Here is a 16158-nt window from a genome sequence, read left to right on the forward strand (position 1 = left end):
GAGTGTTTAGTACTCGTACTTTATAGTAAGTTTATGAGCTGTGGATCATGATGCTTTTAACGTTCACAAATTCGCGCATGCCAAAGCCGCCGTGCTCTCGACCGTAGCCACTTTCTTTAACCCCACCAAATGGTAAGTTTGGTTGCGCTAAACCGTAGCCGTTTATGTTGATCATGCCGGTGTCGAAGTGCTTTTTAGCCAGTTCAATGGCTTTTTTCAAGTCTTTTGAGAAAATACCACCACCTAAACCATAGCGAGACGAGTTAGCAATTTTCATTGCATCGTTGTTGTCTTTCGCTTTTATAAGCGAGGCAACAGGGCCAAATAATTCGTCATCGTATGCTGGCATACCTGGCGCTAAATTATCAAGTAGCGTAGGAGGGTAGTAAAAGCCGGTTTGCTCTGGTATTTCACCACCGGTGACTATGTTTGCTCCTGCTTTAACCGATTGCATTACTTGCTCGTGAATACCATCGCGTAAATCTTTACGTGCCATTGGGCCTAAATCAGTGCCGTCGGCCATTGGATCGCCCATTTTCATGGCTTCAAACTGCTGTTTTACTTGCGCTTTAAAGTCATCATACAGAGACTCAACCACTACAAAACGTTTTGCCGAAACACACGTTTCGCCGTTGTTGATCATACGTCCTGTTACACAGGTTTTTACGGCAAGCTCTAAATCGGCGTCATCAAGTACTAAAAATGCGTCGTTACTACCAAGCTCTAGTACGGTTTTTTTAACGTATTTACCCGCTTGCTCGGCCACTTTTTTACCTGTGCTATCGCTACCGGTAAAGGTAACGCCGCTAATCGCTTTATGCGCTATGAGTGCGCTGGCTGTTTTGCCATCAATAAGTAGGTTACTAAAGCAGTGCTCAGGAAATCCGGCTTGTTTAAACAAGGTTTCAATTTTTTCGGCCATACCAAATACATTACTGGCATGCTTTAACACTGTGGTGTTACCGGCCATAATATTAGCGGCGCTGTAACGAATTACCTGGTAAAGCGGAAAGTTCCAAGGCTGAATGCCAAGTAGTACACCCGTAGGCTGATAGCTAACAATTGCGCGACCGCCGTCCATGTCACGTTCTTCATCAGCAAGAATTTTAGGGCCGTGCTCGGCACTGTAACGACAAATGCCTGCGCACAGTTCAACTTCTTGCAAACCTTGGGCGTATACTTTACCCATTTCTTCGGTCATAAGCTTGGCTATGGCATCTTTTTGCTCTTCGAATAATGAAGCTAATTTGTTTAAGTGTTTTGCACGTTCGGTCACTGACACTAAGCGCCACTGTAAATAGGTTTGATGAGATTTTTCGATTACCTGCTCAGCTTGCTGTTGCGACAGCAGCGTATAGGTATTAATGATTTGCTCAGTTGTTGGATTGATCGTATTAACTGTGTTGCTCATTGTAATCTCCTCTATGTTTGTCTGTACTGAGAAGTGCAAAGGTAATGCCAGTTAAGGTTCTATTCGAGTTTATTTATAAGTTTATGTTATTAATAAATTTAATGTTTTTTATAATATGAATTTAATATTTTTATAGTTTATTTATCTGTTATATTTTGTAAACAATGCAAGTAGCTGCAAAATTTACAAGAAAATTAAAGTAATTTACGTGTTTTTAGGCTTAGCTTGCAAGTTAGAGCCAGTAAACCCTCATCAAAAAATGGTTAATATAAATGAATGAAATTTCAATCTTGCCGCTAGGCGATAGCTATCAAGAACTTGCTGCAAATTTAAAACTGCAACTTGCAGCGCAATACCCAATTAAGCATATAGCGCGCGATACCGTATTGTTACAACAAGGGCAAAAGCAGCGTTATGGCTATTTAATTCTTGATGGGGTGTTAGGTGCAATACATGATGATGCACAGGGCGGGCAAAGGTGTAAGGAGTTTTACTTTAAAGATGAGTTTGCGCTACTTTATGGAAACTGGCTAACGAATACCGAAGCGTTTTATCAACTAAAAGTAATTAATAGGGTAAGCGTTATTAGCGTCCCATTGAATATATTTAATCAACCCGAATGGCAAATAATTAAGCAACAACTTATTGCGCAGCAGCTTATATTTAAAGAGGCCAAAGAAGCATTTTTATTGCTTAATACACCCGAGCAACGCTACCGTTATTTATTAGCCGAAAAGCCCCATTGGTTGGCGCAGCTAAGTTTAACTCAAGTGGCTATGTATATTGGTATTTCGGCAATTTCTTTATCAAGAATTCGTAAACGACTTAACTTAAGTTAAGAGTAATAACGTTAAAGCTAGTTAGACTTGCTGTTTTAAGGAGTCACTATGTTTTTAATTGCTCAGTCGTTAGTTGCTATAGCAACATTACTTGACCTTGCTTCGTTTCAGTTTAAGTCGCGTTCGTTAATTTTAACCTGCTTATTTATGTCGGTATTGCTGACTGCAGTGCACTTTTTTATGTTGGGGCACAATAGTGCAGGCTGCTTAATGTTAATTGCTGCCTTTAGGTATTTTTACTGCATTTATGCACGTAAAACGTGGGCAATGTATGCTTTTATGTTGCTGTGTTGCGTGGCTGTTTATTTTACTTGGCAAGATTGGTTTAGCGCACTGGCACTTATTGCGACATTAATTCAAACGTTTGCATCGTTTCAAAAGCACGACTTACATATGCGTTTATGTATGGTTGTAGGTACTTTATTTTGGATAAGCCATAACGTTTTTGCAGGCTCTCCGGTCGCTATTGTTATGGAAAGCTTATTTTTAAGCAGTAATTTAGTTGGCTTGTATCGTTTTTATAGCACAAAAAAAATACCTTGTTGAGCTTTACTCAGGTGTAAGTAAAGCTAATTACAGGCTATAACTGTTTAGCTATTTCTTTGAGTAAATAGGTTTCGCGAATAATCGACAGCCCCTGCTTATCGCTGGTGGCAAGTGTTCGCTCGTTATGGGCAATTGCTTCATTTATATCTACCCACTTGGCAACCATACCATTTTGTTGCTCGTAGTGTTCAAGCTGCGCTTGGCCTAACTTTTGGTCAATATTACATACATAGCAATAAGACTTTATATGAATAATGTCAAAGTCGTCTTTGTACCAAGGGCGGTACTCTTCATATAGGCCGAACTCTTTTTTTATTACTATATTTTGTGCGCCGGTTTCCTCTTGTAGCTCACGTATTAACCCTTGCTCTATACTTTCGTGCTCATCAACACCGCCACCAGGTAAACTAAAATCATCGTATCTCTTTGTATACATTAATAAAATATGCTGTTTATGCATGGCAATAGCGCGGGCGGTAATACGTGTAAATTGGCTGCCTTGTTCAATATTAATACTTGGGTGAATGAGGGTTTTTAATGGGCGCATTGGCTCTCCTGTAATAAAGTTAAATTATATCAGTTATTTATTTTAGGTTTTTATTAAATAGTATATAAAGTGAGTGTTTTTTAAGTTTAAGTACATCAAGTATGCTTACACTGTTCACTGATGAAAATGTAACTAAATAATATAAGCTCTGTAATTTAAGCTACAAATAGCGCGCCTTTCTTTTAGTGCTAAGGCCAAGTAGAATAATAAAAAAGCATAGGGATTAATCATGTTAAATATACTATTAGTGGACGATGACGTTGAGTTTAGTGACGTGGTTTGTCATATAGTCGAATTCCTCGGCCATAACATAAGTACAGCAACTAGTTTAAAAGAAGCCCATCAGTGGCTAGAAAACAATAGTTTTGATCACATACTGCTCGACTTTATGCTCCCCGACGGTAGCGGCTTGCACCTACTTGATCATTTAAAAATGATAGGCCATTCACCTAAAATAACTCTAATATCTGGGCATCCTTCGGTAAAGGGAATTTTAGCCGATATGTGCGAGCCAAATGTTGCGCATTTATTAAAGCCATTACAGCGTGAAGATCTTGAGCGGGTATTAAATGGCCCGAAAAAAACAATTAAAAAAACAAAATCATCAGCTATAACCCGCCATTTTGGTACGCTAATAGGTGAGTCTACAGCAATGCATAAGCTGTACACCATGATAGAGCGAGTATCTAAAACCCACGCCAACGTAATGCTTATGGGCGAAAGTGGGGCGGGTAAAGAAGTGGTTGCTCAGGCCATTCATAATGCCAGCGAATGTGAAGGACCGCTGGTGGCAAGTAACTGTGGTGGTTTTTCAAAAGAGTTAATTAGTAGTGAGCTGTTTGGCCATGAAAAAGGCGCATTTACCGGTGCTATTGCACGTAAAGAAGGCGTGTTTGAACAAGCAAATGACGGCACGTTATTTTTAGACGAAGTAACCGAAATGCCAATTGGTATGCAACCTAACTTACTGCGCGTGCTAGAAACAAAAAAAGTAACACGTGTTGGCGGAAACCGCGAAATACCTACAAATTGCCGAGTTATTTCAGCTACTAACCGCTCACTTACCGATTTAGCGCAAAATAATATTATTCGTGAAGATATTTACTTTAGATTGGCAGTGTTTCCTATTGATATACCGGCACTGCGCGATCGTAAAGAAGACATTCCACTATTAGCAAATGCCTTTTTAGAGCAATTAAATGATGAAAATGGCACCGCATTTAATTGGAATAACGAACAGTTAAAAGAGCTACAAAGCTATGACTGGCCTGGTAACGTGCGCGAGCTACGCCATGCAATACATCGTGCCTTTATTATGAGCGAACCACAAACCAGTGATATTACCTTACCCGATAATTTAGAGTCGCCATTTTCAAAAGTGAATAGCCAAGTTAACGACAAGCAAGTATCGGCAGGACAAACCATTGAAGAAGTAGAAAAAGAACTTATTCATGCCACGCTCGATAAGGTACAAGGTAATAAAACACTGGCTGCACAAATGCTGGGTATTAGTACTAAAACACTTTATAACCGCCTTAATGCTTATGGTGGCATTGGCGAATATAAATAAAATTTGAGGAAAACAATGAGCAATGACAGTAAAAAACCTCTGAATGAGTTAGTACACGATGCGAGAGCGCCACTTAATCGAATTTCGATGAATGCGGAGCTGATAAAGCTGGTGCTAGAAAACGATATGCCCAAAGAGAAAGCACTCGATGCGCTAAATAAAATTATTGCTAACTGTCAGCAGTGCAGCGAAAGCTTACAAACAATTACAGACTCGCAATAATTTATCTCTTTGAATTAGGATGCTAAATGAGTACGCAAAAAGAACCAAGTAAAGCTAATGTCATTTGGGCAACATTTATTGTTGTGGTGTTATCTATTATTATTGGTAATGCATTTTTGGCAGTAAATACCATACGAGGATTAAGCCAAACGCAAAATAGTTTAGACAATACCAGTATGCTCACTAGCGCTATCGAAAAGTTACATTTGTCAGTTGTGCAGGCCGAGTCGGGTCAGCGAGGTTATTTACTTACAGAAAAAAGTGATTATTTAGTTCCTTATTATGATGCACTTGAGCAGCTTGAGTCACAAACTGAGCATGTAAAATCATTAAGTTCAGAAATTAATGGCCAGGCAGAGCGTATTGCACTGTTATTGTCGTTAGTGGATCAAAAGGAAATTGAATTAAAAAAGACCGTTAACTTAGCGCAAAATAATAAAGAGCGCAGTGCGCTGTATTTAGTAAACACAGATAAAGGACGAGAGCTGTATAAAAAAATTCGCTTAGCGGTAAACGAAATTCAAGATCGAGAAATGCTGTTTAAAGTTAGCCATTTTTCTAAGTTAGCAAAAATAAAAAATGAAGCTAAAATTACCTTTGTTATTACCGCAGTCACTAGCGGTTTGCTAATTATAGGCATGTTTGTACTTACACGGTTAAATTTAAGAAATGCTGCGCAGTATCGTGCAGAGCTTGAAAAACAAAACGAAACGCTAGCTAACAAAGTGACAGAGCGAACTCAAGAGCTAACGCTTTATTCAGATGAGTTGAGCCGCAGTAACCGCGAGCTAGAAGAGTTTGCCTTTGTAGCAAGCCATGACTTGCAAGAGCCACTGCGTAAAATTCAAGCATTTAGTGATCGTCTCGAAACTATGTTTAAAGATGAGCTAGGTGAAAAAGGCATGGATTATATAGCGCGCATGAAAAATGCAGCGCAGCGCATGTCTAATTTAATTAATGATTTATTAGAGTTTTCGCGTATTACCACCCGTGGCAAAAACTTTGTTGATACCGATTTAAATAATGTATTAAATGATATTTTAAGTGATTTAGAAATTGCAATTAAAGAGTCTAATGCACAGGTTAATGTGGGCGATATGCCAATAATTCAGGCCGACCCAAGCCAGATGCAACAGTTATTTTTAAACTTAATTTCAAACGCAGTTAAATTTAGGCATCCAGAACAACAACCAGTTATTAATATTGAACACATAAAAACGAGTGAGTTTAGTGAAGGGCATAATACCGAAGTTTGTTGGCAAATAATTACCGTTAAAGACAACGGTATTGGTTTTTCGCCAGATTATGCAGATAAAATATTTGTTCCATTTCAGCGTTTACATGGTCGCTCGCAATATAAAGGCACCGGCATAGGTTTATCTGTTTGTCGGCGTATAGTAGAGCGCCATGGCGGTACTATAACAGCACAAAGTAACATGGGTGAGGGTGCAAGCTTCATAATAAAACTACCTGTGGAAAGCGAGCTTTTCACATTGCAAGGAGAGGCTTAAATGCCACTTACTAAAGTAAAACCAATCACTATTTTAATGGCCGATGATGATGAAGATGATCGTTTATTAACTCAAGATGCCCTCACCGAAAGCCGTGTACTTAACGAGTTACATTTTGTTGAAGATGGTGTGGAGCTATTAGAGTACTTGGAGCGAAAAGGTAAATTTGAGCAAAAAGATACATCACCCAGACCAGGTTTAATTTTATTAGACTTAAATATGCCACGTATGGATGGCCGCGAGGCATTGCAAGCTATTAAAGCAAACCCATGCTTAAAGGGTATACCTGTTGTTATTTTAACTACCTCAAAGCAAGAAGAAGATATGGTTAAAGGCTACGACTTAGGTGCTGCGTCGTATATAACTAAGCCAGTTACCTTTGATGGTTTAGTTGAACTAATGAAAGCACTCGGTAAGTACTGGGTTGAGTTTGTAGAGTTACCAAATACTTATAATGATTAAAAACAGCCACTAAAACGGGAGATTGCATGTCTATTAAGGCAACCAAGCTGCTACTTGTTGAAGATGATGAAGATGATTATATTCTTACTAGCGATTATCTTGAGCAGCTCAGTTCCCATACATTTGAGATTGAGTGGGTTAGCGACCCTAAACAAGCAGTTAAAGTACTTAGTGAGAATAAGCATGACATTTGTCTGCTAGATTATCGCTTAGGTGCCTCAGATGGCTTAAGTGTATTAAAACAAGCAATAAAAAACGGCTTTAGTGGCCCAATAATTATGTTAACAGGGCAATCTAATGAAGCGTTAGATTCGGCTGCACTTGATGCCGGCGCTGTAGACTATTTAGTTAAAAGTGAAATGACCACTAGCCGCTTTGCGCGCGCAATACGTTATGCTTTAGCCCGTCGCGATGTTGAAGATGAGCGACTTGAACGATTAAAAGCCGAAGCCGAAAACCGCTCAAAAGATCGCTTTTTAGCACACTTAAGCCACGAACTACGTACCCCGCTGTCGTCGGTTTTAGGTTACACCGAACTATTAATGCAAAGCGACTTTAGTAAACAAGCCGAAAACGAGCTAGGTGTAATTTATCGCAATGGTAAACACTTATTAAGCTTACTTAATGACGTCCTCGATTTATCAAAAATAGCGGCCGATAAGCTTGAACTTAATTGCAGTGATGTAAATCTTGATAGCTTAATGGCTGACGTATTTACTTTAATGCGAGTGTCGGCGCTTGATAAGGGCTTGTCATTACGCTTTGAATCGCTGCAGCCCTTGCCTTTAATCGTTAATATTGACGCAACTCGCCTTCGACAAATACTTATAAACATTATCAACAATGCAATTAAATTTACCGAGCAAGGCGAAATAACTCTTTGTGCTTGGACTGAGTTTGTTAGCGACCGTGAAATGCTATTTTTTAGTATTGAAGACTCGGGCATGGGCATTGCCCCCGAAAAACAAGCGCTTATATTTAAACCGTTTGAACAAATAGCCGATGTTGAGTCGCGTGCAGTGGGCGGTGCAGGTTTAGGACTTGCTATTTGTACTGAGTTACTTAACAGAATGCAGGGCTCAATAGCCTTAGATTCAGCAATAGGCAAAGGCTCTAAATTTTTTATTTCGCTCTATCCGGGCAATATTAAAAATGTAGAGCGTAGCTTATTAAGGCTTGACTTAACCCCTAATATGCAGCAAAAAAATGCACCATGTAAAGTTAATGGTAGGGTATTAGTGGTTGATGATTTACGTGATTTACGCGTTTTAGTTGGCCACATGATCACTTCTGCAGGAGCAAAAGTAGATTACGCTGAGCACGGTAAGCAAGCGCTTGAAAAAGTACGTAATGCCCAGCAACAAGGAATAGACTACGACGCTATTTTTATGGATATACATATGCCAATTATGGGCGGAAAAGAAGCCACCATAGAGCTTAGAAAAATTGGCTTTGAAGGCGCAATTATTGCCTTAACGGCAGCAACTATGAAAGGCATTCATAATGAGTTATCGGCATTAGGGTTTAATAATGTGATAGCAAAACCAGTCGATTCCAACTTACTGTATCAGTGCTTACAAGATACGCTTAGTAAAAATAATAAAACAGCAGATGTATTAATTCCCCCCGAAGTTACCCATAGTAATACCCGCTTTTTATTAGTAGAAGACGACGCCGATGCGGCGCAAATAACGCAACTTTTACTAGAAAGCTTAGGGGTTGAAACACAAATAGCAAGCAGTTATGAGCATTGTTTAGCCATACTTAAAGCAGACGCTAACTACGATAAAGTACTGCTAGATATGAACCTGCCCGACGGCAGTGGTTTAGATTTAGCAAACCATATAAAACAACATTATCCAAAATTAAAGCGCGTTATTGTTAGTGGTATGGAACCTGATCCAGTAAAAATTAAACAGCTTGAAATTGAGCAAGTGCTGCTTAAACCAATTAATTTAGCTTTGCTCGAAACACTTATTTAACCAACAATATAGAGTTGATTTATGCAGTTAGTAACATTGGGTTGTGAGCAAGTATTACCCTCAAAAGTGGTGTGTGTAGGGCGTAATTACACCGCACACATTGCAGAGTTAAATAATGAACTGCCAGAGCAAATGGTGTTATTTAATAAGCCTAATAGTGCAATTGGTACTAAGTTGCTAGCTAAGCATAATAAGGATGCTTTACATTACGAAACCGAGCTTTGCTTTGTGGTAAAAAATAGTCGTTTAGTTGGCGTTGGCTTAGGGCTTGATTTAACCAAACGCGAAGTGCAGGCTAAGTTAAAAAACAAAGGCTTGCCGTGGGAGCGAGCAAAAGCGTTTGACGGCTCTGTGCTATTAACGCCGTTTGTTGAGCTTAACGAAGAGATGCAACATTTTAGCTTTGAGCTCAAAATAAACGATCAACTAATACAACAAGGCAATAGCGATTTTATGTTACATAAACCAGCGCAAATTTTAGCTGAAATTAGTGACTTTATGTACTTAGAAGATGGCGACGTGATAATGACCGGCACACCTGCAGGGGTTGGTGAAGTAACGGCGGGCAGTATATTTAGTGTCACGCTGTACGCCAATGAGCAACGTATATTAGCGCATAAATGGCAGGCCGAGTAATAATGCAAAGTTAAAAGTGCACCTATGGAGTAGGTGCACTTAGCTTGCGGTTTTTACTTTTAACTTGGTCTTTTTAATTAATGCGCATTAGCTTAATAAGGCATAGGGTATTGTCTAAAAATACGATTAATAGCGCCGAGAATTTCATCGCTTAAAGTAAGGTTAAACGCGCCTATATCTTCTTTTAATTGCGCCATAGACGTGGCACCAATAATAGTAGAAGTTACGCCATCCACTTTATTACACCAAGCTAGGGCAAGTTCTGCTGGGGTTAAATTATGGGCGTGAGCAAGTTCTACGTATTGCTTTATTGCTTGTTGTGCGTTTGGCGTATCGCGGAAAATACCGTTACGTTGCATAAAGGTCCAACGCGTTCCTTCAGGGCGTGCGCCGTTTAAATATTTACCGGTTAATGAACCCGCAGCTAATGGTGACCAAGGTAAATAAGCAATATCTTCGTGTACACATTGTTCTATTAAGTAAGGCCAATCTTTGGCGTGTACTAGGCTAAATTCGTTTTGAATCGACACCATGCGCGGTAAATTATGCTCTTTAGCTAAGTTTAAAAACTGGTTAACACCCCAAGGTGTATCGTCTGAAAGGCCACAGTGTTTTATTTTTCCGGCTTTTACGCAGTCGTTTAAACCTTCTAATATATCGAGCATATCGGCAGTTTGTTGCTGCGTATCTACCTCGGTAAATTTAAGCATTCCTGGCCATTGTTTGGCAAAATGTGGCGTGGCGCGGTTGGGCCAGTGTAGTTGGTATAAATCAATGTAATCGGTTTGCAAACGTTTAAGCGAATCATCAACCGCGGCAATGACTGTTTGGCGGGTAATATTGCTACCTTCACGTATCCACTCTAAACCGTTTCCGGCAATTTTAGTGGCAAGTACTATGTCGCTACGTTTATCTTGATTGCGCGCTAACCAGTTGCCAATAATTTGCTCTGTTTTGCCGTAGGTGTCGGGAGATGGCGGCACAGCGTACATTTCGGCGGTATCAATAAAGTTAACACCTTGCTCAAGCGCATAAGCTATTTGCTGATCTGCATCGCTTTGCGTGTTTTGTAACCCCCACGTCATACTACCTAAGCAGACCCTTGAGACGTTTACACCACTGCTACCTAGTGGGTTGTATTGCATATAAGCTCCTTATTTACTGGCTTAGTTTTGGGTATATTGCTGTATAGCAGATAAAAGCGGCTCAGTGATTGGCGACTTTTTACCAGTTTGAAAGTCAAACATTACGACTTGCGAAGTGCCTGTTGTGGTTATGGCATTTTGCGCGTGGCTAAACACGTTGTAGTTCATCATAAAGCGATCTGATTTAATATCGCTGATAGTGACACCTACAGTAAGGGTATCGGGAAAAGTAACAGGGCGTTTATAGCGAATGGTGTTTTCGCTGATCACAGGGCCAATGCCTTTGCTACTAATGGTTTCAAAAAGGTTTATTTTATTTAAAAAATCGATGCGAGCTATTTCAAAATAGCGTAAATAAACAACATTATTTACGTGTTGCAGAGCATCCATATCTCCCCATGCCACTGTAATATCAGTATGAATAGGATGTTGATCTTTAAACGTTTGCATACATTTACGCCCTTTAATTTAAAGTGTTTAGATTATCAATATGGGGTTATTACCTCAAGGTAATTAACCTAGGGTATTTTATGTTTGGTTTAATTAAATAAAAGCTTTATTGTTATATAACACAGCTAGGGAGATATGTATGAAAAGTGTCGTTAATTGGCTTTTAGTCTGTTTAGTTTTTATAGCTGCATTTATTTGCTACGCGATGGGTAATGCATCGGGTGTAATTGCTTTAACAGTTGTGGGCTTTGCGTTGGAAACAGGGTTTTGGCTGTACTCTTTTAAAAAGCGTAAAAATAATAAACGCTGTTTTTAATAGGGTGCAAGCTTGCTAATTATAGGTGATTCTATAATAATGGCTGTATAAATAAACAGTTGTTATAGTGGTAATGAAAAAGTTTATTCATATAGATATGGACTGCTTTTATGCGGCGGTCGAAATGCGCGACAACCCTAAACTTGCCAATGTACCACTAGCAATTGGTGGTAATAGTCGCCGTGGCGTACTCTCTACTGCAAATTACATTGCTCGGGAATATGGCGTGCGCTCGGCTATGTCTAACTATCATGCTAAGCAGTTATGCCCCGACTTAGTTATAGTGCCTGGGCGTATGGCTGTTTATAAAGACGTGTCGACGCAAATACGTGCCGTGTTTAGTCGCTATACAGATTTAATTGAACCCCTCTCTCTTGACGAAGCCTATTTAGATGTAACCTATAGTGAGCAGTGTAAAGGCAGCGCTACACTTATTGCGCAGCAAATTCGTGCTGATATTTATAATGCCACAGGGCTTACTGCCTCGGCTGGTATTGCGCCAATTAAATTTATTGCCAAAATAGCCAGTGACGAAAACAAACCCAATGGTCAGTTTGTCGTATTGCCCGATCAGGTTGATGCCTTTTTAGCACAGCTACCGCTGGGTAAAATTCCGGGGGTAGGTAAGGTCACGCTCGAAAAGCTTAACTTAAAAGGTTTGTATACAGGCCAAGATGTACGCGAAAAAGGCGTAAATTGGATGCAGCAACATGTAGGTAATTTTGGCGTGTCGTTATATCAAAAGTGCGCTGGTGAACACATAGGCCGGGTGTCTACTGAGCGCGTACGTAAATCGCTAAGCGTTGAGCATACTTATGAGTACAATAAAAATAGTTTACAAGAATGCCTAGAACAACTTCCTTCACTGCTTGAGGAGTTAACCACTCGACTAAACAAGCAGCAGCTGCAAAATCAGGTAAATAAACTCAGTGTTAAAGTGAAATTTGCTAATTTTGTAGTGACCTCAGCCGATCAGGCGCATCAGCAATTAAATAGCGATATTTTTAGCGAACTATTAGCTAAAGCGTATCAACGCGGCTTACAGCAACCAGTGCGTTTGTTAGGTATTGGGGTAGGAATAAAGAATCAGCCGCAACACAATTTGCAGCTGAGCATACTCGATATGTAAACCCTGTAGTGACAAGTTGCCAGCGCATGTTAACTTAAGCTGGGAGCTTATCGCAGCTTGCTGGTCTTCAATATTCAAATCAACGATAATAGAGGCTTATGTTTTTAACAGGACCTTTATTTATGGCATACCCTAAAGCAGTAGTGGCTCAGCCAATGAGCGCTAGCCTTGAATGCAACGCGCATGACGCACTCATTATAATTAGTGATGACTTTTCTCAATTAGCTAACAATCCATTACGCGACGCTATTGCAGCGCAAGCAAAAGTAGATTCACGTATCGGTAAGCAAGTAACTTTATTAGTTATTAATAATAAACGTGTAGTACTGGCGCCTACTGGGCCATTAAATAGAGACTACGACGATGTACGCCGTTATTTTGATGCTGCAAAATTAGCAATAAATGAAGCTAAAGCATCGGGCAGTGTTAACCCTGCTATTTACTTGCCTAATATAAATGCCGACAGCCGTTATCAGCATGCGCTAGAAGTTGCTTACTTAGGAACTTGCCAAGCATTGTGGCAGCCATTAGAAGCGCGCGAATATCATGGCGAGGCTATTGAGCCAATTACGCAAATTGGTTTGGTTGATGCCACAGAGCAAACAATTAAAGCAGTGAATGCACTTGCAGCTGGACAATACGCAGCGCGTGATTTATGTGGCACTGAGCCTGAGCGCATGGCGCCGCCACGTTTTGCAGATTACTGTGTTGATCTATTTAAAGGCAGTAATGTTGTCGTTGATGTTATTGATGACCTTGCAGTTATAGATAAAAACTACCCTATGCTTAGCACAGTAGCTCGTGCATCGTACGCTGTTGAGCATCATCACCCGCGTGTAGTTAAATTAGAATATGTACCAGAGGGCGAGGTAACTCGTACACTGATGTTTGTAGGTAAAGGCTTAGTATACGATACCGGCGGCGCTGATTTAAAAGTGGGCGGCCATATGGCGGGCATGAGCCGCGATAAGGGCGGTGCAGCTTCTGTGGCCGGCTTTATGAAAGCAGTAGCCGACTACCAACCTAAGGGCGTTAAGGTAATTGCTTACTTAGCGGTAGTGCGTAACTCAATTGGCTCTGATTGTTTTGTACCAGATGAAATTATTACTAGCCGCGAAGGTGTGCGTGTACGCATAGGTAATACAGACGCAGAAGGGCGCTTAGCAATGGGCGACCTATTAAGTGAAATGAAAGATTTAGCTAAAAACCAAATTAACCCAACGCTATTTACTGTGGCCACTTTAACCGGCCATGCAGCTCGCGCTATGGGCCCTTATGGTGCTTACGTTGAAAATGGCCCAGCACGTAGTGCTAATATTTCGCGAAAGCTTGCTGATAACGGCGACTTATGGGCCGATGGCGCAGAAGTATCGCGCGCTCGTCGTGAAGATTATGACTTTATCAAACCGCGTACTTTAGCGGACGATGTACTTTCTAGTAATAACGCGGCGTCGGCTGTTACGGCACGAGGACATCAGTTCCCTATGGCGTTTTTAGCAATTGTTGGTGGCTTAGACAAGCATGGTAACGACTCAGCTCAGCCACTACCTTATGTACATATGGACATAGCGGGTAGCGCAGTAGAGGGCGGCGATTGGCAGCATGGCAAGCCAACGGCAGCCTCGGTAAGTAGTTTATTTGCTAGTTACTGTTTGTAATTACCATAAAGTAGTAATTAACAACGCCCTGTAAATACAGGGCTTTTAATTTTTAATCTAATTTAAAACGAGTTACTACACTTGAGAGTTGTGAGCTACTTTGTTTTAACTGCTCGCTGGCACCGGTTAATTGCTTGGTATTATCGAGTGACTCTTTAGTTGAATTAGCTAGATCGTTAATACGCAAGTTCACTTCATCTGCAGCTAAAGTTTGCTGCTCAGTAGCACGCGCTATTTGACTGTTCATTTCGGTGATCACACTAACTAAGCGTTCAATTTCATTTAATGATGTGTTTGCTGATGATGCCTGCTCAACCGTTGATGCTGAAAGAGCTTGGCTCGACTTCACCGCCTCTACCGCTGCTTTTGCACCGTTTTGCAGCTTAGTGATCATAGCTTGAATTTCGTCGGTACTTTTACCAGTACGACTTGCTAAAGTACGCACTTCGTCTGCCACAACGGCAAACCCACGGCCGTGTTCACCTGCACGGGCGGCCTCAATCGCAGCATTAAGGGCAAGTAAATTAGTTTGCTCTGAAATACTTCTAATTACTTCAAGTACCGATCCTATATTATTACTTTCGCTGGCTAAATCGGCGGTAACTCGGCTCACGGTTTCTATATTACTGGAGAGTGTTTCAATCGCCGTTATTGTATTGGCAACGACATTTTTACCTGATGATGCATTACTAGCTGCATCGTTTGCAGCTTGCTCGGCGGCTTCAGCATTGCGACTCACATCATGAATTTGATGGGTCATTTTCTCCATTGCTGCAGCTACCTGAGTGCTACTGTCGTTTTGTAATTCAATAAATGATTGGCTTGTTTTACTTGCTTCGTCAACGGTATGCGCATGTTGATTAACATCGTGCGCGCTTTGCGATACATGCGTTAACGATTCGTGCATTTTCAATATAAACGCGTTGAATGAATGAGAAAGCTCAGATATTTCGTCATTTCCGGTTTCATCTAAGCTGCGGGTTAAATCGCCTTCGCCTTGGGAAATATCTTTCATCATGTCGGCAGCTAAGCGTGTTGGAGTAATAATACTTTTACCAATAAAGTAGCTTAATATAATCAGTGCAATAATCATTACCACGGCATTTATAATTATTAAATTACGTTGCTCAGCAAATGCACCATCAATACTGTCGAGGTACACGCCCGAACCTATAACCCATTGCCATTGGTTAAAGCCCTTCACAAACGCTATTTTATCAACTGGTTTGTCTTTACCTGGTTTAGGCCATTTATAAGGTACAAACCCTGAACCTGCTTGTTGAGTCACTTTTACCATTTCTACAAATAATGCTGTGCCATCGGGGTCTTTGTTATTAGTTAAATCTGTACCATTTAAGTCTGGCTTAAATGGATGCATTATCATTTTTGGGTGGTAGTCATTTATCCAAAAATAGTTGGTATTATCGTACCTAAGGGCACTAATTGTAGCTAAAGCTTGCGACTGCGCTTGTTGTTGGGTGAGGGTATTACTTTGCTCAAGATTATAAAAGTGATCAATAACGCTATAGGCGGTTTCTACTAGGTTTTGAGTTTTAAGATATTGCTCATTTTTAAGCGCTTGATACTGATTACTTAAGCTCGAAATACTTAATATAACCAGTCCCAATACAACGATACCAACTAACAGTGCAAAACGCTGAAAAATAGTAAAACGACGAAGGTTGAGCATATGTTTATTCCTTAATGGGTACAGCACTGCTGTGCTTTTATTAA

16 protein-coding genes are annotated in these 16158 nt (G+C 40.4%); 11 read left to right on the plus strand and 5 right to left on the minus strand.

What is annotated here, in order from left to right:
- Nucleotides 1-31 precede the first annotated feature (31 nt).
- On the minus strand, nt 32-1411 hold the full coding sequence (locus J5X91_RS06380) for an NAD-dependent succinate-semialdehyde dehydrogenase (protein WP_208834266.1): 1380 nt from the start codon (nt 1409-1411) through the stop codon (nt 32-34).
- A 272-nt stretch (nt 1412-1683) separates the two neighbouring features.
- Here J5X91_RS06380 and J5X91_RS06385 point away from each other — a divergent pair, with 272 nt between their 5' ends.
- Entirely contained in the window at nt 1684-2250 is a 567-nt protein-coding gene (locus J5X91_RS06385; protein ID WP_182678290.1) for a Crp/Fnr family transcriptional regulator, read from the plus strand.
- A gap of 48 nt (nt 2251-2298) precedes the next feature.
- Nucleotides 2299-2796 carry a YgjV family protein gene (locus J5X91_RS06390; RefSeq protein ID WP_011329050.1) on the plus strand — a complete coding sequence of 166 codons (498 nt, stop codon included), beginning with the start codon at nt 2299-2301 and terminating at the stop codon, nt 2794-2796.
- 34 nt (nt 2797-2830) lie between these two features.
- On the opposite strand, the gene J5X91_RS06395 is transcribed toward J5X91_RS06390, so the two are convergent.
- Complete coding sequence (locus J5X91_RS06395) at nt 2831-3343, minus strand: NUDIX domain-containing protein (RefSeq protein ID WP_208834267.1); 513 nt, start codon at nt 3341-3343, stop codon at nt 2831-2833.
- A 229-nt stretch (nt 3344-3572) separates the two neighbouring features.
- On the opposite strand from J5X91_RS06395, the gene J5X91_RS06400 reads away from it, so the two are divergent.
- Genes J5X91_RS06400 through J5X91_RS06425 form a run of 6 tightly spaced genes read left to right on the plus strand, consistent with a single transcriptional unit; the run spans nt 3573 to nt 9726 of the window.
- On the plus strand, nt 3573-4913 hold the full coding sequence (locus J5X91_RS06400) for a sigma-54 dependent transcriptional regulator (protein WP_208834268.1): 1341 nt from the start codon (nt 3573-3575) through the stop codon (nt 4911-4913).
- A gap of 15 nt (nt 4914-4928) precedes the next feature.
- Nucleotides 4929-5135 (plus strand): histidine kinase, encoded by a 207-nt coding sequence (locus tag J5X91_RS06405; protein WP_182678284.1) that lies wholly within the window; start codon nt 4929-4931, stop codon nt 5133-5135.
- Nucleotides 5136-5161: 26 nt separating this feature from the next.
- Nucleotides 5162-6646 (plus strand): sensor histidine kinase, encoded by a 1485-nt coding sequence (locus J5X91_RS06410; protein WP_208834269.1) that lies wholly within the window; start codon nt 5162-5164, stop codon nt 6644-6646.
- Nucleotides 6647-7108 carry a response regulator gene (locus tag J5X91_RS06415; RefSeq protein WP_011329045.1) on the plus strand — a complete coding sequence of 154 codons (462 nt, stop codon included), beginning with the start codon at nt 6647-6649 and terminating at the stop codon, nt 7106-7108. It abuts the gene before it with no gap.
- A gap of 26 nt (nt 7109-7134) precedes the next feature.
- Nucleotides 7135-9090 (plus strand): hybrid sensor histidine kinase/response regulator, encoded by a 1956-nt coding sequence (locus tag J5X91_RS06420; RefSeq protein WP_208834270.1) that lies wholly within the window; start codon nt 7135-7137, stop codon nt 9088-9090.
- Nucleotides 9091-9111: 21 nt separating this feature from the next.
- Nucleotides 9112-9726, plus strand: a complete 615-nt coding sequence (locus tag J5X91_RS06425) for a fumarylacetoacetate hydrolase family protein (RefSeq protein ID WP_197108730.1) — start codon at nt 9112-9114, stop codon at nt 9724-9726.
- Nucleotides 9727-9818: 92 nt separating this feature from the next.
- Here the strand turns inward: J5X91_RS06425 and J5X91_RS06430 are convergent, their stop codons facing one another.
- Nucleotides 9819-10871: an aldo/keto reductase gene (locus tag J5X91_RS06430; RefSeq protein WP_086993206.1), complete on the minus strand. Its 1053-nt coding sequence runs from the start codon at nt 10869-10871 to the stop codon at nt 9819-9821.
- A 21-nt stretch (nt 10872-10892) separates the two neighbouring features.
- Complete coding sequence (locus tag J5X91_RS06435; RefSeq protein ID WP_058374014.1) at nt 10893-11321, minus strand: thioesterase family protein; 429 nt, start codon at nt 11319-11321, stop codon at nt 10893-10895.
- Nucleotides 11322-11460: 139 nt separating this feature from the next.
- Between J5X91_RS06435 and J5X91_RS06440 the strand changes: the two genes are divergently transcribed.
- The 3 genes from J5X91_RS06440 (at nt 11461) to J5X91_RS06450 (ending at nt 14424) form a co-directional block, all read left to right on the plus strand.
- Entirely contained in the window at nt 11461-11637 is a 177-nt protein-coding gene (locus J5X91_RS06440) for a hypothetical protein (RefSeq protein ID WP_011329040.1), read from the plus strand.
- A 73-nt stretch (nt 11638-11710) separates the two neighbouring features.
- The gene (gene dinB, locus J5X91_RS06445) at nt 11711-12766 is read left to right on the plus strand and encodes a DNA polymerase IV (RefSeq protein WP_208834271.1); all 1056 of its coding nucleotides are present in this window, start codon (nt 11711-11713) and stop codon (nt 12764-12766) included.
- Between the two features lie 122 nt (nt 12767-12888).
- A complete protein-coding gene (locus J5X91_RS06450; protein ID WP_208834272.1) occupies nt 12889-14424 on the plus strand; it encodes a leucyl aminopeptidase family protein in 1536 nt (511 codons plus the stop codon).
- A gap of 52 nt (nt 14425-14476) precedes the next feature.
- On the opposite strand, the gene J5X91_RS06455 is transcribed toward J5X91_RS06450, so the two are convergent.
- Nucleotides 14477-16114, minus strand: a complete 1638-nt coding sequence (locus tag J5X91_RS06455; protein ID WP_208834273.1) for a methyl-accepting chemotaxis protein — start codon at nt 16112-16114, stop codon at nt 14477-14479.
- Between the last annotated feature and the right edge of the window lie 44 nt (nt 16115-16158).

The sequence above is a fragment of the Pseudoalteromonas sp. K222D genome (genome assembly GCF_017653575.1).
Classification (GTDB): Bacteria; Pseudomonadota; Gammaproteobacteria; order Enterobacterales; family Alteromonadaceae; genus Pseudoalteromonas; species Pseudoalteromonas nigrifaciens.